This is a genomic window from Corallococcus sp. AB038B, from assembly GCF_003668955.1.
GTDB lineage: Bacteria > Myxococcota > Myxococcia > Myxococcales > Myxococcaceae > Corallococcus > Corallococcus exiguus.
In genome coordinates this window covers 32,298-54,080 of sequence record NZ_RAWO01000016.1, presented here as the reverse complement: position 1 = coordinate 54,080, position 21,783 = coordinate 32,298, and the positions used below count along the sequence as shown (strand labels likewise).

Here is a 21,783-nt window from a genome sequence, read left to right as displayed (position 1 = left end):
GCCCCTTCATCGCAGGAACTTCTCCACCACCACCACGTCGTGCCACGCGCCGTCCACCCTCGCGTGCTTCTCGTGCGTGCCCACCGTGGTGAACCTCAGGCGTTCGAACAGCTTCAGGGTGTGCGACTGGTTCGCGAGGACGCAGGTGGTGAGCTTGTGGAAGCCCGCTCCTTCCGCGGCCTTTAGCAGCGCCTTCAGCAGCAGCTCGTCCACGCCCATGCCCCGGACGTCCTTCGCCACGAAGAGGCTGAAGTCCGCGATGTCCGCGTAGCACTCGCGCGAGCTGTGGGCGCGCGTGGCGGCACACCCGACGACGCGCCCGTTCTCCTCCGCCACCAGCACCGGGTGCCGTCCGTCCTCCTCGCCTTCGGACGGCGCCTCGAAGGTCGTGGGACGCCGCGCGAGCGCCGCATCCTGGAGGCCCGCGATGGCGTCCCGGTCCTCGGGCGTGGCGGGCCGCACGGTGGGCGGGGGCGGGCTCCCGCGCGGTGGCACCGGGGCCTCCAGCGGCGGCGGAGCCCGCATGACCATCAGGATGGCGCACACCAGCGCCAGGTGCCACGGCATCAGGAGCGCCGTGACGAACTCCCCCTGGAACAGGGCCACCACGGCCATCAACGCCCAGACCACCGCCTGGAGCAGGAACCACGCCGACGCGTCGGACTGCCGCTTCAGGTCGCCCCTCGTGAGGCCCCACAGCGACACCAGCGAGGGGAACAACACCAGGAAGGCCACGGTGCCGTAGCCCTTGGAGAACAGCGCCCCGAAGTCCCACGGCGTCACGTTCGCGAGCGGCATCGCCCGGCGCAGCTGGTACAGCGCGCACAGCGCCACGAAGACGGCGCTGCCCCAGCCAGGCTGGGAAGGGGCCGCGGGACCCGTGGCGTCGGACGCTGCCTCACCCTCGGCATTCGCTGTCACGGGGGGAGCCAGGCCAAGCAGGGCCGCCTCGGCCTCCTGCCAGGACTGTTTCTTGGAGGCGGTGGAAGGCGGCTCGGGGCGGTGGGCTTCCTGGGACATGACAGCGTCCGTCTTCCATCACGGGGCCACCCGGGAGCAAGGGGGTGGGGCCTCCGTCTGGAGGACGAGGGAGCGGCCGCCAGCGGCAGGTCACCTCCCCCTCGCGTGAGCACCCTTCCCGGGCACACCCCTGATTTCTCTTTCGCGACGAGCGAGGACACCCGATGCCGATGGAACGAGCGCAGCGGTTCGTGGACGCACTGTTGAAACTGGAGGAGCACGGCGACATCGAGCCGATGGTCGCCCTCTTCGCCGACGATGCGCAGGTGAGCAACGTCGCTTCACCCCACGTCTTCTCCGGCATCGACGGCGCCCGCCGCTTCTGGACCGAGTACAAGGCCACCCTCGGCCAGGTGAAGTCCACCTTCCGCAACATGATTGAATCCGGTGACCGCGTGGCCCTCGAATGGGAGACGCAGGGCACCGCGCGCAAAGGGGCCGCCGTCGCCTACGAGGGCGTCTCCATCATCGAGTGGGACGGCGACCGGGTCCGCCGCTTCTTCGCCTACTTCGACCCGCACGCCCTGGGCCAGGAGCTCGCGCACGGCACCGCGCCCCGCTCGGAGGTGCCCTCGACGACACCGGCCTGACACAGACGCAACTTCCGGCGGTCCCTGGGGTTTCTTATGGCTTCGGCCATCCAGGGACATGTCGGCATCGCAAGGTTCACCCGGACCCTGTGTGCACTTCCGTGCACCCGAACCGCGAGCCGGGGTAGCCTGGAAAGACATGGCCCCCCCTTTTTTCGACGGGCCGCGTCGTCCCCCGGGAACCCCATGATGACCCGCGTCATTTCCCCCCTCCTGGCCGTCATGCTCCTGGCGGCCTCCCCCGCCGGCGCGGCCCTCGCGCCGGACGCCCCCGTGATGGTCGCCGCGGCGAAGCGCAAACCCGCGAAGCGCAAGCCCGCCACGCCGGTGCCGCCTCCCCCGCAGGAAGCCGCGCCCGCGACCCCCGCGGCGCCTGTGACGCCGGACGTCACGCCGCCCGTGTCCGCCACGCCGGAGTCCGGCTCGACGGGCTCCGCCGCGCCGCAGGACTCCGGCAGCAGCACGCCGTCCTCCGAGCCCAGCCTGGACTTCGATCTGCTCACGCCGGAATCGGAGGCGTCCGCGGGCCTGCTGGACCCGAACCTGCAGAAGGACCTGGAGACGCGCCGCACCATGCTCAAGCTGCACCAGGGCCTGGGCCTGGCCATGGCGGGCGGCCTCACCGCGGCCACCGTGCTGGGGCAGATCCAGTTCAGCCGTTCATTCACCGACGGCGGCGGGGATAATCGCTCGCTGCTCGCCTGGCACCGGGGCGTCGTCATCGGCACGTCGCTGCTGTTCGCCACCGTGGGCACGCTGGGCATCCTGGCGCCGGATCCGGTGGAGCGTCCGTTCCAGTGGGACACGGTGACGTTCCACAAGATCTTCATGAGCCTGGCCACCGCCGGGATGATTGCCCAGGCGGTGCTGGGCATCCTGGCCACCCACAGCTACGGCGAGATCACGGAGCCGAAGTACGCCACCGCGCACCAGGTGGTGGGCTATGCCACGTTGGGCTGCGTCGCCGCGGGCATCGTCACGCTCACTTTCTGACCCCATCCCCCCTGTCGTGAATGTCTCCGCGCGCCGGCCGTTGTGCGGAGACAAGACGTAGCCCCCTCTGGAGGACGCCGTGATTGCTCGACGACTCGTTCTTTCCGCTGCCCTGCTGCTCGCGCTCCCCGCCGCCGCGCAGAACGCGAAGATGTACTCGGTGAAGAAGGACGCCAGCTCCCTCACCTACAAGCTCATCCACAAGATGCACACCGTGTCCGGCAAGGCCGCCCCCAGCGAGGGCAAGGCCGTGCTGAAGCCGGACGGCACCATCCAGGTGGCCGTGCGCGCGCAGGTGAAGGACTTCGACTCGCAGAACTCCAACCGCGACACGCACATGCTGGAGGTGACCGAGGCCGCCAAGTACCCGCTGGTGGAGGTGAAGGCCGTGGGCACCGGCGTGAAGCCGCCCGCCACCTTCCCGGGCTCCGTGCCGGTCACCCTCAAGGGCAAGCTGACCTTCCACGGCGTGACGAAGGACGTCGAAATCCCCATGACGGTGAAGTTCGACTCCGCCACGCAGGTGACGGCGGACGGGTCCTTCAAGATCAGCCTGGAGGGCTACAACATCGAACGCCCCACGCTGCTGCTGGTGAAGGTGGAAGACGAGCTGGTGCTGGAGCCGCACCTCGTCTTCACGGAGGGCACGTGAGCTCGTCGCGTCGAGACTTCTTCAAGAAGCTGCTGGGAACGGGCGTGGTCGTGGCGGGCCTGCCGCCCGCATGCGCGCCGAACATCGACCCCTCGCCGGTGCTGGACGTGACCACGCCCGGCGAGGACGGCATCGTGTCGCTGGTGGTGCAGCGCTACCCGGACCTGTCCCGCGCGGGCGGCTCGGTGACGCTGCGCTTCCCGAAGGAATCCGGGCAGGAGAACCTGCTGGTGGTGCACCCGTCCGCGGACACCTACGCGGTGCTGTCCGCCACGTGCACCCACGTGGGTTGCCCCATGGGCTTCGATGGGACGGAGGCCGTGTGCCCCTGCCACCTGTCGAAGTTCAACGTGACGGATGGCGCGGTGACGCAGGAGCCCGCCACGGTGCCGCTCAAGACGTACGTGGCCACGTACAACGCGGGCACGCAGGTGCTGAGCATCAACCTCAAGGCCGGCAGCGACAACTTCCCGTCGGTGGTCGACGGGAAGGTGACGCTCACCTTCGCTGAGTTCCCCGACCTCCAGAACACGGGCGGCATGGTGAGCGGCAATCCCACCGGCTACGGCAAGACCATCTTCGTCTTCAAGCTGGCGGATGGTTCCTACTCCGCGGTGGACTCCGTCTGCACGCACCAGGGCTGTGAAGTGGGCTTCGACGCGGGTCTCGACGAGCTGCTCTGCCCGTGCCACGCGTCCACGTTCAGCAAGACGGGCGTGGTCGACCCCGGGGGCGCGGCGACGGTAAATTTGAAGAAGTTCACCGCGACGGCGGACGCGTCCGGCGTGGTCGTCTCCATCGCCTGAATCACCGAGGCCAGGACGGGAGGCCTTCGAGCCTCCCGTCTCCTCGGGCCTGCCCTCAGCGCAGCCGGCTCCAGAACGAGCGCCGGGACGAGATGCGCTCCAGTGCTTCCTGCAGCTCCTCGTCCTGATCCGCGCGGCTGGCGATGTCCCCCAGCGCGATGATGCCCACGAGCCTGTCGTCGGGCTCCACCACGGGGATGCGGCGCACCTGGCGGCGGCCCATCAGCTCGATGACGCCGTGCAGGTCCTCCTCCGGCAGCACCGCCTCCAGGTCCTCCGTCATCACGTCCGCGGCGCGCAGTCCGTCCACGGCGCGTTGACCGGCGAAGGCGCGCAGCGCCAGGTCGCGGTCCGTGACCAGTCCCAGCAGCCGTCCCTCCGCGTCCACGATGGGCACCACGCCGCAGTCCTCGTCCCGCATCAACTGCGCCACCTCACGCAGGGAGCTGTCGCGGCGGGCCGTGCGCACCTGGCGGGTCATGATGTCGCGCGCGGAGAGCGGCTCGCGCTTCCAGCGGCGGAGCGAAGGCGCGGACGCGGTGGACGTGTCGCGGGAGGCGCGGAGCCTCGGGTCCAGGGGGAAGGTCTCCTCCCGCCTTGGGGCTTGCCGTTCCCGCAGGCCCGGGTCCTCACGCCACGCCGATGCGTCGCGACGCGGGCGGTCGCGCAACAGGGGCTCCTCACCGCCGTAGCCGCTGCGGTCCCACTCGCGGTAGTCGGCGCGCTGGGGTTGCATCTCCTGGACGGTGTCGTCGCCCTGGGTGCGCCGGGGGCCCACGCCGCTGGCGTAGCGCACGTCCCGGTCGTCGCGGCCATAGGGGCCGGTGGAGCCGCCGTCGCGCTCTCCCTCGCGGTCCTTGCGCCACATGCCGGTGTCGTCCACGTCCGTGCGCACGCGGCCCAGGCGCCACGCGGCGGCGCGGTGGAAGCGCCCCTGGCGGTCGGCGGGCGGCTCGTCGCGAGCGGGGCTCCAACCGCTCACGTCGGACTCCGCGCGCTCGCGCGAGCCCGGCGGTGCCACGTCCGGTGAGCGGTGCGTGGCCATGGCGTCGGTGGGAGGCGTGGAGATGTCCGCGCGCCCCAGGTCATGCCTGCCGTTTCCGTTGCTGTAGTCCTTGGTGCCCATGTGCGTCGCAAGCCTCCTCGACTTGCGAACATGGGAAGCGCGCCCGGACGCGCAAAGCTCCAGCCGGCCAGGTGCGGCGCCGCTCGCCCGTCCGCCCTGACGCGAAATGCAACCCGACCAGGGCGTCAGACGACGGTGAGCGCGTCTCCCAGGTGCACCAGCCCCCGGAAGTCCTCCAGGTCCGCGCCCGCGTCCGGCGCGGCGATGGCCAGCGCGCCCCGGGGCAGCCCTTCGGCCAGCCTCTCCAGCAGCGAGCGGTGCGCCGTCGCGCGCGCGTCCTCCACGCCCGCCAGGTGCTCCAGCGCGCTGACGGCGTCCGTGTCCGCGGCGTTGTTCGCGTGCGGCTTCAGCGCGGCGGCCGGGGCCAGACCGTCGTCCCGAGCCCAGCTGCGGTTGAGCACGTAGCCCGCGAAGGGCAGCCCCTTGGCCTGGAGCGCCTCCTGGAAGAAGGTGGCCTCGCGCAGCGCGGCGGCCTCCGGCGACGTGACGAGCAGGAACGCCGCGTCCTTCGACGACAGGTGTTCGCGCAGCCGGTCCGAGTGCAGGCGGATGCCGGCGAACAGGCCTCCGAAGGCGGAGACGAACGAGCGCATCTCCTGCGCGAAGCCGCCGCCGAAGACGCCGTCCAGCACCTTGCCTACCAGCGCCTGCGCGCCCTGCCACAGCCGGCCCGCGCGGCCCGGCTCCTGACCGAAGAGGGAGATGATGCGTTCGTCCAGGAAGCGCGACAGCCGGCCCGGGGCGTCCAGGAAGTCCAGCGCGTGGCGGCTGGGCGGGGTGTCCAGGACGATGAGGTCGTAGTGGCCTTCCGCGATGAAGCCGTCCAGCGCCTCCGCGGCGGCGTACTCCTGCACGCCCGCGACCAGCTCCGACAGGAAGCGGTACAGGCGGTGCTCCAGGATGGTGCGCGCGGCGCTCTCCGTGGCGGACATCCGGCGCACCATGCGCTCGAAGACGATGCGCGGCTCCAGCATCCACACGTCCAGCCGCCCCTCGCCTCGCGGGCCGTCCGCGTACAGGCGCTCTGGCGGCACGGTGGTGGGCTCCGCGCCGTTCTCCTTCAGCCCCATGGCCTCCGCCAGCCGCCGCGCCGGGTCGATGGTGAGCACCAGCACCTTGCGCCCCGAGCGCGCCGCGGCCACGCCCAGCGCCGCCGCCGTCGTCGTCTTGCCCACGCCACCCGCGCCGCACAGCACGAGGATCCGCTTGTCGCGCAGCATGCCGTCCAGCTTCATGGCGTGGCCTCCCGGCCGCCGTGGGACGCGGCTCCTTCGAGTGTGGACTCCAGGAGCTCCGCCAGCCGCTCCACCAGCGCCACGCCCGTCAGCGCCAGCTCCGGCAGGCCCCAGTGGGGCACGCTCACGCCCGCCGCCAGCCGCTGCCGGGCCAGCCGCGCGCGCTCCAGCCGCTCCAGCGCCCGCTGCCCCCGGTGCGGCCCGTGCGTCTCCAAGAGCCGCTCCAGCGCCGCGCGAGACTCCGGCGTAAAGGGGTCCTCCGGCATGCGGTTGAGCACCGCGGCGGACAGGGGCAGGCCCACTTCCTTGAGCTCGCCCACCAGCGCCAGCGTCTCGCTCACGGGCAGGGGCTCCGGCAGCGTGGTGAGCACCACGCCCGTGCGCGCGGGGTCCTGGAGCAGGTCCAGGCCTTCACGCACCGCGCGGCCCACGGGACCGCCCGGCATCAGCGACAGGATGCTCCGGGGCAGCGTGGCCAGCGCCAGCGCGTGGCCCGTCGCGGGCAGGTCCACCACCGTGAGTGGGTGCACTCTGCGGCCGTCCGGGTGCGTGAGGCGCAGGAGCGCCAGGAGCTGGAACATCAGCCCCATCTCCTTGAGCGCGGGGCCCGCCTCCAGGAAGCGCCGCAGCGCCCTCGAGCGCAGCGCGGCCTCCGCCAGCCACTTCACGGGCAGGGTCTCCTCCAGGAAGAGCCGGTGGCCCTCCTGCGCGGACAGCCGCACGAAGGACAGGTTCGGCCCCACCGGCACCACGCGCGGCCCGGCCTCCTTCGCGCCCACCAGCCCCGCGAGCGTGGACGGGCCGCCCTCGTCCGGGGACAGCTCCGCCAGCAGCACCGGCCGGCCCGCGCGCGCCGCCGCCACCGCCAGCGTCGCGGAGAGCGTCGTCTTGCCCACGCCGCCCTTGCCCGACACGAGCACGGCGCGTCTGCTCCACAAGGACTCCAGCACCACGCTCCCATCCTCCGCGCCAGCGGCGCGACCCTTCACGGTGAGCAAGGAAGCGCGTCCCGACAACCGGCCGGGGATGCGCCCAGGGGCGACCGTCCGTCAGGCCGCCCGCTCCACGAGCATAGCGGCTTTCCGCCCACGCCCCGTCGCGCGCCTTCACCGCGCTGACCCGTTCGTGACACGGCCCGTGCGGTTCCGTGCTCAGGACGCCTTGACACGATGTGCGGGGATTGACCCGGCCCGGGAGGACACGTGGCGTGCGCGTGCGCGTGACCCTGAGGGTTGGACGGGCGGATTCCCTCGGAAAGAAGGGGTCACGGGCTGGTGACGGGCCCCGGGTTTTGGGTACCCTGAGGCCCTCTGCGTGGGAGAGGGCATGGCGGTGATGCGGGAGTGGGTCTTCGGGACACAGCGTGTCTCGCTGGAGGACTCCGACATCCTCTGGACGAAGGTCCGGGGATCGTTTTCAGAGACGGATGTGCGGGAGCTGGTGGACGTGTTCCACGAGCTGGGGGCGGGCCCGGACAAGCCCCTGTACCTCGTCGTGGACTTGAGCAGCTCCGAGGGGCTGTCGGTCGCGCCGCGCAAGTACCTGGCCGAACACGTGCGCCCCTCGTGGTTCCGCGCGGTCGTCTTCTTCGGCGCCAAGCGCACGCATCGCGAGGTGCTGCGCGCGCTCGTGGTGGCGCTCAACTTCATCGGGGGCGCGAAGCTGGAGGCGGAGTTCGTGGACTCGGAGGCCCAGGCCCGCGCGTTTCTGGAAGCCCACCGGCGCCGTCAGGAAGCGGCGCCTCGCTGACGGCGTGTAGGGCCCGTCAGTGGACGGCCCAGCGCTCGGCGATCTCCTCGCACGCGAGCACCACGTCGCCCAGCCGGCGGATGTGCGCGCGCGGCGCGACGAACAGCGAGCCCGCGAACACGTCCACCACGGTCATCAGACGGTGGTCCGCCGGGCCCAGCCGGCACAGGTGCTGCTCAGAGAAGCGCTGCAGCAGCGTGCCGATGTACTGGCCGCTCCGCTCGTCCAGCGGCTGTGTCTTGGAGAAGTAGAGCTTCATCAACCCCACGCGCGGGTTGCCGTGCTTGTCCAACCGCTGCACCACCACCTCCGGGCGCACGCTGATGGTGACGCCGGCCATCTCCAGCACGGGCGGCTCCGCGCCCACCGCGCTGATGATGGCGTCGTCCAAATCCAACCAAGGCACCAGGTCCGCGAAGCGCTCCAGTGCTTCCGAACACAGTTGCATGCGCTGCGCCTCGAACTCCGTCTGCGGCACCGCGCAGGCGAACCGGCGCTGGGACTCCCGCAGCACGTTCATGTCCAGGCCCCGGCAGAGGAAGTCCGTGATGGCATGGGACGCCTCCGGATAGCGCAGGTACTGGGCATCCGGCGGGTGCTTCTGGTCGTGGATGATGCGCTTGCGGCGGGCGGGCGTGGCGACCAGGTACTCGCCCAACTTGTTCACCGAGACGCGCGGCAGTTCACGGGTTTCCGTCATGGTGTTTCCCCCTCAGGAATGCTGTCGGAATGGGTACACAGTACAGAGGGGGTCTGACATCCAATGGACAGCCAGACCTTGTACGGAAGGGCAGGGGCGCTTCCCTGGACAGGAGGGGTCGGGCGTAGGGTTCTTTCCAGTCGCTGGGGGGAGGACCGCATGGAGCAACAGATTCGCGAGTGGACGTGTGGCGCGCACCGGATTCGCATGACGGCGCCAGACGTGTTGCACACGAAGTACACGGGCGTCGTGGGGTTGCAGGACGCGAAGTGGGCGCTGCGCGTCTACGAGGAGATGGCGGCGCAGGGGCCGTTCTACCTGGTGGCGGAGGTTCCGGGCTCGGAGCTGCCCGCCGAGTCGCGCAAGTACCTGGCCAACAACGTGCGCGCGGAGTGGATGCGCTCGGTGGTGTACGTGGGGTCCGACCTGTCACAGCGCGTGGTGGGCAAGGCCATGTCCGTGGCCATGCTGCTCACGGGCCATGCGGCCAGCTTCGACACGGTCTTCGTGGACACGCTGGCGCAGGCCGACGCGTGGGTGGAGGCGCACCGGTTGGATCACGCCCCGCGCCGCGTGGGCTGAAAGCCGCGGGCATCCGGACGTGACGAAGGGCCAGGACGGGGCGGAAAAGCCCGGTTCCTGGCCCTCGGTGTTTCCGGGCGCGACCTGGAAAGCTGTCCGACAGTCGGACAGCTTTGGGCCGGGCCGGGCGCGACGGAGCGCTTCAGCGCTCGCGGTCCGGGAGGCGGTCCGGGTGGCCGTAGCGGTACACGTCGGACACCGGGTTGGTGCCCGCGTCGCTGCGAGGTCCGTCGCCATCCGGCATGTCGTCGAGCGATGCCCCCGGGGCGCGCTCGCGAGGGTCATACGGACGCAGGCCGCTGGCGTCGTGGAGGCGCAGGTCGCGGTCGTCGGCGTCGTCCTCGGTGCGCGGGTGGACGCCCTTCTCGTCGGCCTCGGACAGCTCGCGGCGGGGCTTGCGCTCGTCGTCCTCCTCTTCAGTGCCGGGGCGCTGGGGTTTCTGCTCTTCGCGCGGCGTGGAGGGCGTGGAGCCCTGTCCCTGGCGCTGGGGTTCTCCGTCTTGTCTCGGAGTGGTCGGACGCCCGTAGAAATCCTCGGCGGGCTGCGGGGGTGCGGGACGCTTGTCGTTGCTGGCCATGAAGGATTCCCTCCGTCGGATGAGGTTCGTCATCGCACCCAGTGTCCGGCAACCCGCTCCGGAAGCGCCCGTCCGGGCCTGGAGGGCAGGCAGCCAGGCGTCAGGGCCCTCCAGAGCACGCGGGCGATCCGACAGGGCGGCCCATGACAGGCTTGAAGGGAAGCCGCTTTCGGTCAGGCTTCCTCGTCGGGGAGGAGCGTCCGGAGCAGTTCGTCGTCAGGACCGAGCGGGCGCCATCCAGCAGGGGGCGGGTTCGCGCGAAGTGCCGCCCGCGCCAATCTGGCCCGCTCCTTATGGGTTACCGCCGTGGAAGGCGCAAGGCGCCCGGTCCCGGCTCTGTCGTCGTCTCATCCGCGCTGCGCAGGGGCCAGGGCTCCGCGCGGATGGCGTCCTGACTCCGCGACGGAAAGGCCGGGACGATGCCACCCTCGTCCTCCAGCAGATTCAGCTCCTCCATGGCCTCGCCGCCTTCAAAGAGGGCGGTCTCTACTTCCTTCACCGCATACGCCGCGCTGTACGGCCCCAGCCGCGCGAGCTGCCCGCGCAACTCCAGCTCCAGCGCCGCCGCTGTCGGATATCGAGACGCAGGCTCCCGGCACAGCAGCCGGAGGAAGACGGAGCGCAGCGAGGTGGACAGCCCGAACGCGGCCTCCTTGACGTCCTTCCCGCTGAACACCATGGCGCGGTGGACGGCGTCCTCCACGAAGGGCGGCAGGTGCATGTCCATCGTCGTAGTCATGGCCGCGAGCACGCGTTGATTCTGCTCCCGCGAGAGCAGAGGAGACTCGTCCTCCACCTTGAGATTCCCCGGGTAGTAGAGGTGTCGTCCCGTAGCGAACTCCAGCAGCACCAGCCCCAGGGAGAAGAGGTCGCTTCTCGCATCCGTCACCGCCCCCACCAGCGCCTCGGGTGAAGCGTAGATGACTTCTCCTGGAGGGCGAGGCAGCGTCGTGGCGAGGCGCCCTTGCAGCCTGGAGCAAGCGACGCCGAAGTCCGTCAGCACCATGCCCCCGCCAGGCCGCAGGCGGATGCAGCCGGGATTGATGTCACGGTTGACGATGCCCAGCGAGTTGCCCGCGTCGTCCGTGCGGGTGTGCGCATGCGCAAGGGCCGCCGCCACCTCCGCGCCCAGGTAGAGGACGAAGGCCTCGGAGAAGTAGCGCCCACGCAGCTGGGCGATGGTGAGGAGGGTGTTCAGGCTGAAGCCTTCCACGCACTCCGTGACGGCGCCCAGGCCCCGCGCCTCTCCAAACTTCATCTCGAAGAGGCCATGGACGCGGGCGATGTTGGGGTGCTGGAGGAATTGCGCCAGCCGCACCTCCTCTTCCAGCCGCGCACGCGCCCGCTGGAACTTCTCTGGCACGGCCCCTTCCGGCAGGGGCACGCACTTCACGAGGACCTTCCCCTTGTAGCCGGAGGGCGTCCGGGGCCGGGCGAACAGGACGCGCTCGCCATTGCGGCCAATGCCCAGCTCCTGGAAGAACTCGTAGGCGGTTCCCGCGTGGGAAAAGAGGACCGTGCCCCCGGCGAGCCGGGAGTCAGCACCACTGGACATGAAGAGGGCTCCTGAATGCCCGCGCGAGGGAGCCGCGCAAAGGCAGACGGAAAGCTACCTCCGGCTGCCTCCACGCGTGAACGATGCCAGGGGTCCTCTATTTCAAATTTTCCTGCTATCCCCGGAATGGGCCCCGCAGCGACGGAAACGCAACGCGTCTTTACGTTCCAGCCTCAGGGCCAGCGGTCCACGGCATAGGCATTCGCGACACGAGTGTAGAGAACTGCCCCCGGCTTGGAGCCGTCCCAAGCTCCCTTGGGGCCCTCCTCCCCAATGGCAAAGCACACCGGCAGGGTGCGTCCATCCGGGAGGTGCGCTTCGGTGTAGCGGGCCAGCAAGAACGTCCCGTCTCCCGTCCACAACCGGCCGGAGAACACCGTTCCCGTGGGGAGGTACTTCGTGCCGCTCCAGACAACCCCTGTCACGGGGCCATCCCTGAACACCCCCTCATCACCAGGATCGCCCGGCTGGCTCTTGTCGATGGTGACCAGCACTGAATCGCCCTTGGTCAAATGGAGCCCGTCGGGCTTGTCCCACGTATGCATGGCGTTGCGCGCTTCCTCGGGGCACGCCCCTGATTCAGGACGCACCTGGGAGCTGCTGGGGCAGCCAAGTTGCAAGGCGACGGCGGCGCTCGCCGCGGCACACTTCGCGAGGAACTCCGCCCTGGAGCTGGCGGTGGAGTCCTTCTTGGACGGGCTTGCGACGATGGGAGCACGCTTCACGGCGGAGCTTTCCTTCCGGACAGGAGCAAGAGGGGGCAAAGCTACCCCAGGGGACGACGCGGCCAGCATGTCGCCCGCGTCAGGTGAGGGGCCCGCATCCTGGAGGGACATGGGCGCTGGAATGAGGGAGGCGACTCCCGCATCCCCAGGCGAAGTGGGCGCGGGTGGACGCTCAACGTCCTCACTGGAGACAGGATGCGACGCGGGGCGCAGCCACATGAAGGCCCCCGCCACGGCCACCACGACGAGGAGGGCCACTCCGGCGTCCACGACGCGGGCCCGCCGCACACGAAGGGCGGGGGGCGTTTCCTCATCCGTGTTGGAGGCGGGAGCAGCGGGTGGCCGCAGCGAAGGGACATGGACGGGCACGGTCCATTCCGGCCCCACCTCCCCCACCAGTGCCGCCAGCTCGCGGCGCATCACCTCCGCCGTGGGGGGGCGCTGCTCGGGCTCTCGCGCGATGAAGCGCATCGCCACGTCACTGAGTCCCGCCGGCACCCGCGCGTTCAACTCCCGGGCGGACCTGGGCACCCAACGTCCCTCCACGGCCGCCTTCGGGGAACCGCTCGCGGGCTCCGCCGTCGTCAGCACGTCATAGAGGCAGACGCCCAGCGCGTAGACGTCATCCGTCACCTTGAACTCGTAGCGCGCGCCCCGCTCGTCACCATGCTCCTTGAAGAAGCGCGCAGCCTCGGGCGAGCGATAGCGGCGGGTGCCGGGCGGCAAGGGCGCATCCGTCAAGTCCTCGGCGTGCGTGTAGTCGCCTGCGCTGAAGTCGAGGATGGCGGGCTCGCCGTCCTTGGCGCGCACCATGATGTTGGCGAGCTTCAAGTCACGGTGGAAGACGCCGCGCCCGTGCATGTAGTCCATGGCGCCCGCGAGCTTCTCGAAGATGCGGACCACCTCCTGGGCCGTGGGGTGCATTCGCTCCACCCACTCGGCCAAGGTGTGGCCCTCGATGAAGTCCAAGACGACGTAAAGCCACCCGGTGCGGAAGTCGGGGAAGCGGCCATGGCCGTGCACCTCGACGATGTTCGGGTGCGTCAGGTGAACGAGGCAGCCCAGCTCCCGCTTCAACCGTGCGTCCGCCTGCTCCGCGTCGCCGCTCCCGGGCCGGTGCATCGCGATCTTCATCGCGAAGGGGTGGCCGTTCATCTCCACGCGGTAGACAGCACCATAGGTGCCCGCGCCCAGCAGCTTCACCACGCGCCAGCCGTGAATCATGTACCCGGGCGGGAGCTGCGCGGGGTGATGAATGACCGTCAACATGGCCGACCTCTACAGCGCGACAGACGGAACGAGAAGAGGACGCGTGCCCGTGGAGTCCACCAATTCCAAGCGGAACAACGTACCTCGATCCCAGGCAGGGTCTTCCGTCTCCACCACAACGGTGCCAACCTCTCCGGGCCCAATCCGCGGCTGCTTCATGTGAACGCCGAGCACCTGTACCGTCACACCGCCCGTTGAACGGGTGAGACGCGCTTCCGTGGGCGTCCAAGGTGTCTTTCCGTAGTTCTTCACCGCCACGGACACCACTCCCCAGGCAGACGCGCGAAGGCTGAATCCGGCCATGACACGCAGTGAGGACTGCATCTCCTTCTTGGGCTGATCATCAACCTTCCTGGCTGATACCCCTGCCTCGTCGAGAAGCCCCGCCAGAGCGAGTGCCGAGGGACTGCTCGCATCGCCGCGTGCGCGGAGTGCGGCAAGCTCGGCGTCCTTCGCCGCGAGCTGGGCGCGCACCTCGGACAACTCCGCCTGAAGCGCCTCGGGAGCCAGCGGACGACGGGACGCTTCCACGCGGGTGTCCACCACGGCTGGGTGAGACACGAGAGCGAAGACCGCATGCTCGGGGAAGGCTCCATCCGCGAAGCGCACGCGGAGCATCAGATGCTCACCCGCGCCCAGCTCCATCACGGGCTCCAGGTTGATGGCGCGCTCGCCCACGTCCACGAGCTTGAAGCGAGTGCGGCCCTCCAGTTCCACGGAGGCCCGGTCCAGCGCCGAATCGAGAACAAGGGTCGTCAGGATGCCCGCCGCGACTGGAACCTCCAGGACGGGCTCACCAGGACGTGGGAGCACAACCCGCCTGTCCCTGCGCTCGCGGACCGACGATGCCGACTGAGCCTGGGCCGCCGTGAAGAGAAGCAGTCCCCCGAGCACCAGGGGCAGGTTCAACGCGGAGAAGGAGAAGGGCAAGCGGGGCGGCCTCCGCCCGCGAAACTACCAAACCGGTAGGAACCACAGGCCTGGAAACTCTGCTCCCGCTCTACGCGCGCGGGGACGGATCCATGGGCAGGGGCTCCTCATTCAGCTCCGGCGTCACGTCATCGCCCCGGTGTCGGCCCCCGCTCCGGAAGCGCCCGCCCGGGCCTGGAGGACAGGCAACCAGGCGTCAGGGCCCTCCTGTGCGCGGTGTCAGGGCGACACGAGGAGGATGCCCCCGGCGAGCGCGGGTGCCTCGTCATCGCCGAGGGCGCGCACGTGGCCATAGCCAAGCTGTCCGGAGGTGTTGAAGCCCCAGCACAGCGCCCGGCCGGAGGAGAGCACGGCGCACGTGTGCTGGCCGCCCGCGGTGACGGAGGTGGCGGGAGCGCCGCCCACGTCGATGAACGCGGTGCCGGGAGCGGAGAGGGAGCGAGTGTTGGCGTATCCCAGCCGCCCCCGGGCGCCGTTGCCCCAGCACTGGAGCTGGCCGGACTCGAGCAGGGCGCAGGTGTGCTGCGCACCGGCTGCGACCTGGACGGCGCGGAGGCCCGAGCCCAACGCCACGGCGGTGAGGGATGTGGCGTAGTCGGGGTTGCCGTTGCCCACCTGTCCGTAGGCGTTGGCGCCCCAGCAGCGCAGGGCGCCGGTGTCCAGCAGGGCGCAGGTGTGGTTCGTGCCCAGGGCCAGCTGCACGGCGGTGCCGCCCACGTCCACGTCACCCGCTGACGACGGTAACTCGGTGTCACCGACATCGTCATCACGGTTGTAACCCAGTTGTCCGTAGGCGTTGGCGCCCCAGCAACGTGGGCGGCCGGAGAAGAGCAGGGCGCAGGTGTGGTCGCCGCCCGCGACCAGGTCCTGCACGGGAGCGCCGACCGGGACATCGGTGGTGGGCGGAGGCTCGTTGTCGCCCATCGTGTCGGTGTGGCCCAGGCCCAGCTGTCCGTGGGTGTTGTCGCCCCAGCAGCGCACGTGGCCGGAAGTGAGCAGCGCGCAGGTGTGGCGGTCGCCCGCGGTGATGCGCAGCGCTCGGGCTCCGCCCAGGTCGACAGTGCCCACGCTGGCGATGGGTTCGTCGTCGCCGATGGTGTGCGTGTGGCCCAGTCCGAGCTGGCCGGAGGCATTGACGCCCCAGCACCGCACGCGGCCGGTGGAGAGCAGGGCGCAGGTGTGGCCCAGGCCGGTGGCCAACTGCACGGCCTTCTCGCCGGGAGCGAGGGGCACGGGGCCCTTTGACGCAGGGGTCTCGTCATCCCCGACGTTGGCGGTGCCGGTGTAGCCGAGCCGGCCCTGCGCGCCGCTGCCGAAGCAGCGCACGGAGCCGTCGTTGAGCAGGGCGCAGGTGTGGCTGTCCCCAGCGCGGAGCTGGGCGACGTCGGTGGGGCCACCGGTCTGCACGGGAGCATCGGGGAACTGCTGCGCGCCCAGGCGGTAGGTGGCGGTGGTGCGAGCCCCGGCGGCGTCGGTGACCTGGAGGGACAGCCGGCCCTGGAGCGAGGGCGCGTAGTGCTGGAGGACGGTGGGGTTGGCCTGGGTGGTGAAGCCCGGAGCGGGAGTCACGGGCGCGTCCGGGATGAAGTTCCACGCGTAGTCGAGCGTGCGTGCGGGCTGATCATCCGACACGGAGGCGGACCACGCGACCTCGGAGGTGCCAGCGAGGCGGGACGCGGCCAGGCCCTGGATGACGGGAGCGAAGAGGATGCGCACGGTGGTGCCCAACGAGTCCGTGGATTGATCCGCAGGAAGGACGCGCGTCACGAACGTGGTGCTGACCGAGTGCCCCGCCGGGTTCGTGACGGTGAGCGAGTGCGTGTAGTCGGTGGGGCTGGGAATGCCGAAGGGCGGCAGGTAGCGGGCGACGAAGGCGCCGGAGGTCCCGGTGAGCGTGAACGTCCCGCTGGAGGGAACGAAGGAGCCGCCGTTGTTCGCGGCGGTGAGGGCGAAGGTGAGGGCCTCGCCGGAGGTGGCCTCGACGAAGAAGGTGACGGTGGCGGGCTGGCCGAAGACGAGCTCACCGGGGAGCTGGATGCGAGGGATGCGCGGCAGGGTGATGGGCGCGCCGTCGTTGGTGGGCGCCAGCGTGATGGCCACGGACTCCCGGTCCGCGATGAGCGTCTGCGTGGTGCTGCCCTGAAACAGGAGCGCGCTGTTTCCGTCGTAGGCCCGCGCGATGAAGGTGAGGGATTGATGGCGCGGCAGGGACGGCATGGTGCCGGACCACCCGGAGGGGGAGGGCACCAGGTCGAAGTTGGAGAACAGCGCGCTGTGACTGGCCGCGTCCTCCACGTCGATGCGGATGCGCGCTACGTCCGCGAAGGAGAAGCCCAGCGCGCGCCGGGTCTGGGATTGGGAGCCGGTGCTGTCCGTGGAGATGGTGAACGTGACAGAGGCCGTGGGCTCCGGCGTGACCGGATCCGTCGTGGGCGACGTACACGCGGCGACAGTGCACAGCAGGAGGAGCGCGAGGGTGGCGGGCTTCGTCATGGCTCACACGGAAGGAAAGCGAAGCGGGCGCCCGACCTGTGCCGGGCGCCCGCGAGTGTTCAGGGATTACGGCGTCGGCGGCAAGAGCTGGATGTCGCCCACTGCGGACGGCAGCTCGTTGTCACCGATGACCGTGGTGTTGCCCTGGCCCAACTGCCCGGCGTTGTTCTTGCCCCAGCAGCGCGCCTTGCCCGTGGAGAGCAGCGCGCAGGTGTTGCCGTTGCCCGAGGCGCTGATCTGATAGGCCGTCGCCCCACCCAGATCCACGTTCCCTCCAGGCACCCCCAGGTCCGTCGTGTTGCCGTAGCCCAGCTGCCCGTAGGTGTTGCTTCCCCAGCACCGCGTGGCGCCCGTGGAGAGCAGGACGCAGGCGTGCTCGCCACCGGAGGTCACCTGCAAGGCGGTCGTTCCGCCCAGGTTCACCGTCGTCGAGTTGGCCAGGTAGTTGAAGTAGCAGCGGGTCGACGGGTGCTCGGCGCAGTACCAGATGTAGTCACCGTAGATGTTGTTGCCCGTCTGCCCGTTGAGGTTGTCGCCCCAGCAGATGACGCTGCCCGTCTTCAGCAGGGCACACGTGTTGCTCCGGCTGGCGGAGATCTGGGCGACAGGCCCCTTGGGCTCGAACGGCGTCTGGCTGCTGGGCAGTTCGTTGTCACCAATGGGGTTGATGTGTGAGTACCCGAGCTGTCCCAGGCCGTTGCGGCCCCAGCAGAGCATCTTGTCGTTGGAGAGCAGCGCGCAGGTGTGGTTGTCGCCCGCGACGACATCCGTGGCGGTGACGTTGCCCAGGTCCACGTCGCCCGCGCTCCAGGGCTGCTCGTCGTCACCGATGCTGTTGGTGTGCCCGTAACCGAGCTGGCCGTACTGGTTGCGCCCCCAGCAGCGCACCTTGCCCGTGGCCATCACCGCGCAGGAGTGCTCCGCGCCGACCGTGATGCGGGTGGCCGGGCCGCCCAGGTTCACGTAGCCGAAGCTGGCCACGGGCTCGCCGTCGCCCAGGTTGTCCTTGTTGTTGTAGCCGAGCTGTCCATAGGTGTTCTGGCCCCAGCACCGCACCAGGCCCGTATCCAGCACCACGCAGGAGTGGTTGCCACCCGCCGCGAGCTTCGTCCCCTTGCCGAGGATCTTCACCGCGCCAGCCGTGTGCGGCAGTTCGTTGTCACCGATGTTCTGGGTGTTCTCGTAGCCCAGCTGTCCGAAGGCCCCGTAGCCCCAGCACCGCACCGAACCGTCATTCAGCAGCGCGCACGCATGGTCCAAACCCGTGCGGATGCTGTTGATGCCGTCCAGCGGCCCTTCCGCGACAGGGTTGTCCGGGAACTGATCCGGGGTGAGCTTGTAGGTGAGCGTGGTGGTGCCGTTGTTGCCATCCGTCACGGCGAGCTTCAGGTCCCCCTGCAAGGCAGTGGTGTAATTCTGGAGCGTGGACGGGTTGGTGTCGCCAGTGAAGGCGGGCACGGGGTCGAAGGTGGTGCCGGAGGCGGGCGTGAAGCTCCAGGCGTAGGTGAGAGCCTCCTGCGCGCCGTCGTCACTCACGTCGGCGGTGAAGATGACGTTCTGCGTGTCACGCATCCGCAGGCCGTTGAGGCCGTTGATGACAGGGTTGAAGAGCACGGCGACGGAGGTGTCGATGACGCCGTTGGAGGTCTCCGGGGGCTTCACCTTGGTGGTGAAGGTGGTGCTGATGGAGTGGCCGGCCGGATTGGTGACGGTGACGGTGTGGTTGAAGACCGTCTCGGAAGACACCGTGGGCGGCGTGTACTGGGAGACGAAGGCGCCCGCCGTGTTCTGCAGCGTGATGGAGCCATTGAGCGGGGAGAAGGTGCCACTGCCCGCGACGGCGGAGGTGATGGCGTAGCGAAGCGCCTCACCGTTGGTGGCCTCCACCGCGAAGGTGATGTTGCCGGACTGCGAAGAGGCGAAGGCGCTGGGGATGCTGATTTTGCGGATGCGCGGCAGCGAGATGACCGCGTTGTTGTTGGCCGGGGCCAACGGGATGGTGACGGTCTCGAAGTCGAGGTTCAGCGTGGCGTCGAGCGAGCCGGAGAAGAGCAGGTTCCCAGAGGCATCGAGCGCGCGAGCGAAGAAGGTGAGGCTCTTGGCCTTGGGGAGGAAGGGGAGCTTCCCGGTCCACGCTCCGGCGGAGGTGAAGAGGTCGAAGTTCTTGAAGATGACGAGGCCGTTGGTGCCCTGCTCGGAGACATCGACGCGGATGCTCTTCACGTCGCTGTAGGAGAAGGCCTGGGCGGAGACGCGGCCCTTCACGGCCTGGCTGAAGAGGTCCTGAGCGCCAATGGAGACGGTGACCTGCGACTGCGTCTGGTCGGCGGGCGCGGAGGGCTCCGGCGCGCTGGAGCCAGAGCTACATGCTGCGATCCACGGCGAAGACAGGGACAACAGCAGCGCGCCCAACATGCCGCGCGAACGGAACCAACGAGGGGATGACCTCTGCACGGAAGACTCCTGAAGGCGAAGGGAATGACAGACGAAAACAGGCGGGCGCCCGGTCCTGTGGGCGCCCGCGATGAGGGCTGCGACTACGGCGCGGGAGGCAGGATCTGGATGTCGCCCGCGGCGGAGGGCTGCTCGTTGTCACCGATGTGGTTGGTGTTGCCGTAGCCGAGCTGACCGGAGTTGCCCTGGCCCCAGCACCGCGCCTTGCCCGTGGAGAGCAGCGCGCAGGTGGAGTTGCCGGAGGCGGAGGCCGCCACCTGGTACGCGGTGGCTCCGTCCAGGTCCACGGCCGGGCCCGGCGTGTTGCGCGCCGTCGTGGTCCCGTAGCCCGTCTGGCCGAAGTTCGCCTGTCCCCAGCACCGCACGCTGCCCGTGGATAGCAGGGCGCAGGTGTGGCTCACGCCCGCGGTGACCTGCAGGGCTCCGGTGCCCAGGTCGATGCTGCCGGAGTTCTGGAACAGGAAGTTGCCGCCGGACTGCCCGGTGCCCAGCTGGCCCAGGCCATTGGCGCCCCAGCACCGCAGGGTGCCCGTCTTCAGCAGGGCGCAGGTGTGGTTGTTGCCCAGGGCGAGCTGTGCAATCGGACCGCTCGGTTCGACCGCGGTCTGGCTGCCCGGCACCTCGTTGTCGCCGATGTTGCTGGCGTGGGCGTAGCCGAGCTGGCCCTCCAGGTTGTAGCCCCAGCAGAGCATCTTGTCGTTGGAGAGCAGCGCGCAGGTGTGGTTGGAGCCCGCGACGACATCCGTGGCCGTGACGCCACCCAGGTCCACGTCACCCGCGCTCCAGGGCTGCTCGTCATCACCGATGTTGTTGGTGTGGCCGTAGCCCAGCTGTCCGTACTGGTTGCGGCCCCAGCAGCGCACCTTGCCCGTGGCCATCACCGCGCAGGAGTGCGTCTCGCCCACGGTGATGCGCGTGGCCGGGCCGCCCAGGTTCACGTAGCCGAAGCTGGCCACCGGCTCGCCATCACCCAGGTTGGCCGTGTTGTTGTAACCGAGCTGCCCATAGTTGTTCAGGCCCCAGCAGCGCACCAGGCCCGTGTCCATCAGCGCGCACGAGTGGTTGCCACCCATCGCGATCTTCGTGGCCTTGCCAAGCAGCTTCACCTCGCCGGCCGTGTAGGGCAGCTCGTTGTCACCGATGCTCTGGGTGTTCTCGTAGCCCAGCTGTCCGAAGGCGCCGTAGCCCCAGCACCGCACCGAGCCGTTGTTGAAGAGGGTGCACGTGTGGTCCCGGCCGTTGCGGATGCTGTTGATGCCATCCAGCGGCCCTTCGGCGACGGGGTTGTCCGGGAACTGATCCGGGGTGAGCTTGTAGGTGAGCGTGGTGGTGCCGTTGTTGCCGTCCGTGACTGCGAGCTTCAGGTCGCCCTGCACGGCCGTGGTGTAGTTCTGGAGCGTGGACGGGTTCGTCGCGCCAGTGAAGGCGGGCACGGGGTCGAAGGTGGTGCCGGAGGCGGGCGTGAAGCTCCAGGCGTAGGTGAGCGCTTCCTGGGCCCCGTCGTCACTCACGTCGGCGGTGAAGATGACGTTCTGCGTGTCACGCATCCGCAGGCCGTTGAGGCCGTTGATGACGGGATTGAAGAGGACGGCGACGGAGGTGTCGATGACGCCGTTGGAGGTCTCCGGGGGCTTCACCTTGGTGGTGAAGGTGGTGCTGATGGAGTGGCCCGCGGGGTTGGTCACCGTGACGGTGTGGTTGAAGACCGTCTCCGAAGACACTGTCGGCGGCGTGTACTGGGAGACGAAGGCGCCCGCGGTGTTCTGCAGCGTGATGGCTCCGTTGAGGGGCGAGAAGCTGCCACTTCCGGCGACGGCGGAGGTGATGGCGTAGCGCAGCACTTCGCCATTCGTGGCTTCCACCGCGAAGGTGATGTTGCCCGACTGCGAAGAGGCGAAGGCACTGGGGATGCTGATCTTTCGGATGCGAGGGAGGGAGATGACCGCGTTGTTGTTGGCCGGGGCCAGCGGGATGGTGACGGTCTCGAAGTCGAGGTTCAGCGTGGCGTCGAGGGTGCCGGAGAACAGAAGGTTCCCCGAGGCATCGAGTGCGCGGGCGGAGAAGGTGAGGGCCTTGGCCTTGGGAAGGAAGGGAAGCTTCCCGGTCCAGGCGCCCGCGGAGGTGAAGAGGTCGAAGTTCTTGAAGATGACGAGGCCGTTGGTGCCCTGCTCGGAGACATCGACGCGGATGCTCTTCACGTCGCTGTAGGAGAAGGCCTGGGCGGAGACGCGGCCCTTCACGGCCTGGCTGAAGAGGTCCTGAGCGCCAATGGAGACGGTGACCTGCGACTGCGTCTGGTCGGCGGGCGCGGAGGGCTCCGGCGCGCT

Annotated in this window: 18 protein-coding genes and 1 pseudogene; 6 read left to right on the top strand and 13 right to left on the bottom strand. The window is 69.6% G+C overall.

Annotated elements, in window-relative coordinates:
• Positions 1 to 6: 6 nt before the first annotated feature.
• Entirely contained in the window at positions 7 to 1,020 is a 1,014-nt protein-coding gene (locus tag D7Y04_RS37775; protein WP_120596849.1) for a GNAT family N-acetyltransferase, read from the bottom strand.
• A 164-nt stretch (positions 1,021 to 1,184) separates the two neighbouring features.
• Between D7Y04_RS37775 and D7Y04_RS37770 the strand changes: the two genes are divergently transcribed.
• The 4 genes from D7Y04_RS37770 to D7Y04_RS37755 all read left to right on the top strand — a co-directional run bounded on the left by D7Y04_RS37770 (position 1,185) and on the right by D7Y04_RS37755 (position 4,061).
• Positions 1,185 to 1,610 carry a nuclear transport factor 2 family protein gene (locus D7Y04_RS37770; protein ID WP_120596850.1) on the top strand — a complete coding sequence of 142 codons (426 nt, stop codon included), beginning with the start codon at positions 1,185 to 1,187 and terminating at the stop codon, positions 1,608 to 1,610.
• 186 nt (positions 1,611 to 1,796) lie between these two features.
• On the top strand, positions 1,797 to 2,603 hold the full coding sequence (locus D7Y04_RS37765; RefSeq protein WP_121762482.1) for a hypothetical protein: 807 nt from the start codon (positions 1,797 to 1,799) through the stop codon (positions 2,601 to 2,603).
• 79 nt (positions 2,604 to 2,682) lie between these two features.
• Positions 2,683 to 3,255, top strand: a complete 573-nt coding sequence (locus D7Y04_RS37760; protein WP_120577712.1) for a YceI family protein — start codon at positions 2,683 to 2,685, stop codon at positions 3,253 to 3,255.
• A complete protein-coding gene (locus D7Y04_RS37755) occupies positions 3,252 to 4,061 on the top strand; it encodes a Rieske (2Fe-2S) protein (RefSeq protein ID WP_121762481.1) in 810 nt (269 codons plus the stop codon). The genes D7Y04_RS37760 and D7Y04_RS37755 overlap by 4 nt, the downstream gene beginning before the upstream one ends.
• A gap of 55 nt (positions 4,062 to 4,116) precedes the next feature.
• Here the strand turns inward: D7Y04_RS37755 and D7Y04_RS37750 are convergent, their stop codons facing one another.
• The 3 genes from D7Y04_RS37750 to D7Y04_RS37740 all read right to left on the bottom strand — a co-directional run bounded on the left by D7Y04_RS37750 (position 4,117) and on the right by D7Y04_RS37740 (position 7,372).
• Positions 4,117 to 5,187, bottom strand: coding sequence for a CBS domain-containing protein (locus D7Y04_RS37750; RefSeq protein WP_171807233.1), 1,071 nt, complete (start codon positions 5,185 to 5,187; stop codon positions 4,117 to 4,119).
• 125 nt (positions 5,188 to 5,312) lie between these two features.
• Complete coding sequence (locus D7Y04_RS37745) at positions 5,313 to 6,422, bottom strand: ArsA-related P-loop ATPase (protein ID WP_121762480.1); 1,110 nt, start codon at positions 6,420 to 6,422, stop codon at positions 5,313 to 5,315.
• On the bottom strand, positions 6,419 to 7,372 hold the full coding sequence (locus D7Y04_RS37740; protein ID WP_366928077.1) for an ArsA-related P-loop ATPase: 954 nt from the start codon (positions 7,370 to 7,372) through the stop codon (positions 6,419 to 6,421). The genes D7Y04_RS37745 and D7Y04_RS37740 overlap by 4 nt, the downstream gene beginning before the upstream one ends.
• A gap of 376 nt (positions 7,373 to 7,748) precedes the next feature.
• On the opposite strand from D7Y04_RS37740, the gene D7Y04_RS37735 reads away from it, so the two are divergent.
• On the top strand, positions 7,749 to 8,171 hold the full coding sequence (locus D7Y04_RS37735; protein ID WP_120596854.1) for an STAS/SEC14 domain-containing protein: 423 nt from the start codon (positions 7,749 to 7,751) through the stop codon (positions 8,169 to 8,171).
• Between the two features lie 16 nt (positions 8,172 to 8,187).
• Here the strand turns inward: D7Y04_RS37735 and D7Y04_RS37730 are convergent, their stop codons facing one another.
• Complete coding sequence (locus D7Y04_RS37730; protein ID WP_120577708.1) at positions 8,188 to 8,871, bottom strand: hypothetical protein; 684 nt, start codon at positions 8,869 to 8,871, stop codon at positions 8,188 to 8,190.
• Positions 8,872 to 9,030: 159 nt separating this feature from the next.
• Here D7Y04_RS37730 and D7Y04_RS37725 point away from each other — a divergent pair, with 159 nt between their 5' ends.
• The gene (locus tag D7Y04_RS37725) at positions 9,031 to 9,453 is read left to right on the top strand and encodes an STAS/SEC14 domain-containing protein (RefSeq protein WP_120596855.1); all 423 of its coding nucleotides are present in this window, start codon (positions 9,031 to 9,033) and stop codon (positions 9,451 to 9,453) included.
• A 142-nt stretch (positions 9,454 to 9,595) separates the two neighbouring features.
• Here the strand turns inward: D7Y04_RS37725 and D7Y04_RS37720 are convergent, their stop codons facing one another.
• From D7Y04_RS37720 to D7Y04_RS37685, 8 genes and pseudogenes are all read right to left on the bottom strand, one after another.
• Positions 9,596 to 10,030, bottom strand: a complete 435-nt coding sequence (locus D7Y04_RS37720; protein ID WP_147454620.1) for a hypothetical protein — start codon at positions 10,028 to 10,030, stop codon at positions 9,596 to 9,598.
• Positions 10,031 to 10,203: 173 nt separating this feature from the next.
• Positions 10,204 to 10,338 (bottom strand): annotated as a pseudogene (locus tag D7Y04_RS46050) (NUDIX hydrolase); the annotation flags it as partial.
• Positions 10,329 to 11,585 (bottom strand): protein kinase, encoded by a 1,257-nt coding sequence (locus tag D7Y04_RS37710; protein ID WP_121762479.1) that lies wholly within the window; start codon positions 11,583 to 11,585, stop codon positions 10,329 to 10,331. The gene D7Y04_RS37710 and the pseudogene D7Y04_RS46050, both read right to left, overlap by 10 nt.
• 173 nt (positions 11,586 to 11,758) lie before the next feature.
• Positions 11,759 to 13,579: a serine/threonine-protein kinase gene (locus D7Y04_RS37705; protein WP_216669326.1), complete on the bottom strand. Its 1,821-nt coding sequence runs from the start codon at positions 13,577 to 13,579 to the stop codon at positions 11,759 to 11,761.
• 9 nt (positions 13,580 to 13,588) lie between these two features.
• Positions 13,589 to 14,509 (bottom strand): DUF2381 family protein, encoded by a 921-nt coding sequence (locus tag D7Y04_RS37700; RefSeq protein ID WP_121762478.1) that lies wholly within the window; start codon positions 14,507 to 14,509, stop codon positions 13,589 to 13,591.
• Between the two features lie 219 nt (positions 14,510 to 14,728).
• Complete coding sequence (locus D7Y04_RS46650) at positions 14,729 to 17,002, bottom strand: RTX toxin (protein WP_121762477.1); 2,274 nt, start codon at positions 17,000 to 17,002, stop codon at positions 14,729 to 14,731.
• A 66-nt stretch (positions 17,003 to 17,068) separates the two neighbouring features.
• Positions 17,069 to 19,417, bottom strand: a complete 2,349-nt coding sequence (locus D7Y04_RS37690; protein ID WP_121762476.1) for an RTX toxin — start codon at positions 19,415 to 19,417, stop codon at positions 17,069 to 17,071.
• Between the two features lie 122 nt (positions 19,418 to 19,539).
• The coding region (locus D7Y04_RS37685) for an RTX toxin (protein WP_121762475.1) at positions 19,540 to 21,783 on the bottom strand (2,244 nt) is incomplete at its 5' end.

Excerpts from the sequence above, each read along its gene's own strand:
- D7Y04_RS37710 (WP_121762479.1), bottom strand. The coding sequence starts at position 11,585 with ATGTCCAGTGGTGCTGACTCCCGGCTCGCCGGGGGCACGGTCCTCTTT.
- D7Y04_RS46650 (WP_121762477.1), bottom strand. The coding sequence starts at position 17,002 with ATGACGAAGCCCGCCACCCTCGCGCTCCTCCTGCTGTGCACTGTCGCC.
- D7Y04_RS37770 (WP_120596850.1), top strand. The coding sequence starts at position 1,185 with ATGCCGATGGAACGAGCGCAGCGGTTCGTGGACGCACTGTTGAAACTG.
- D7Y04_RS37730 (WP_120577708.1), bottom strand. The coding sequence starts at position 8,871 with ATGACGGAAACCCGTGAACTGCCGCGCGTCTCGGTGAACAAGTTGGGC.
- D7Y04_RS37690 (WP_121762476.1), bottom strand. The coding sequence starts at position 19,417 with ATGTTGGGCGCGCTGCTGTTGTCCCTGTCTTCGCCGTGGATCGCAGCA.
- D7Y04_RS37750 (WP_171807233.1), bottom strand. The coding sequence starts at position 5,187 with ATGGGCACCAAGGACTACAGCAACGGAAACGGCAGGCATGACCTGGGG.
- D7Y04_RS37705 (WP_216669326.1), bottom strand. The coding sequence starts at position 13,579 with ATGTTGACGGTCATTCATCACCCCGCGCAGCTCCCGCCCGGGTACATG.
- D7Y04_RS37720 (WP_147454620.1), bottom strand. The coding sequence starts at position 10,030 with ATGGCCAGCAACGACAAGCGTCCCGCACCCCCGCAGCCCGCCGAGGAT.
- D7Y04_RS37725 (WP_120596855.1), top strand. The coding sequence starts at position 9,031 with ATGGAGCAACAGATTCGCGAGTGGACGTGTGGCGCGCACCGGATTCGC.
- D7Y04_RS37735 (WP_120596854.1), top strand. The coding sequence starts at position 7,749 with ATGGCGGTGATGCGGGAGTGGGTCTTCGGGACACAGCGTGTCTCGCTG.
- D7Y04_RS37765 (WP_121762482.1), top strand. The coding sequence starts at position 1,797 with ATGATGACCCGCGTCATTTCCCCCCTCCTGGCCGTCATGCTCCTGGCG.
- D7Y04_RS37775 (WP_120596849.1), bottom strand. The coding sequence starts at position 1,020 with ATGTCCCAGGAAGCCCACCGCCCCGAGCCGCCTTCCACCGCCTCCAAG.
- D7Y04_RS37745 (WP_121762480.1), bottom strand. The coding sequence starts at position 6,422 with ATGAAGCTGGACGGCATGCTGCGCGACAAGCGGATCCTCGTGCTGTGC.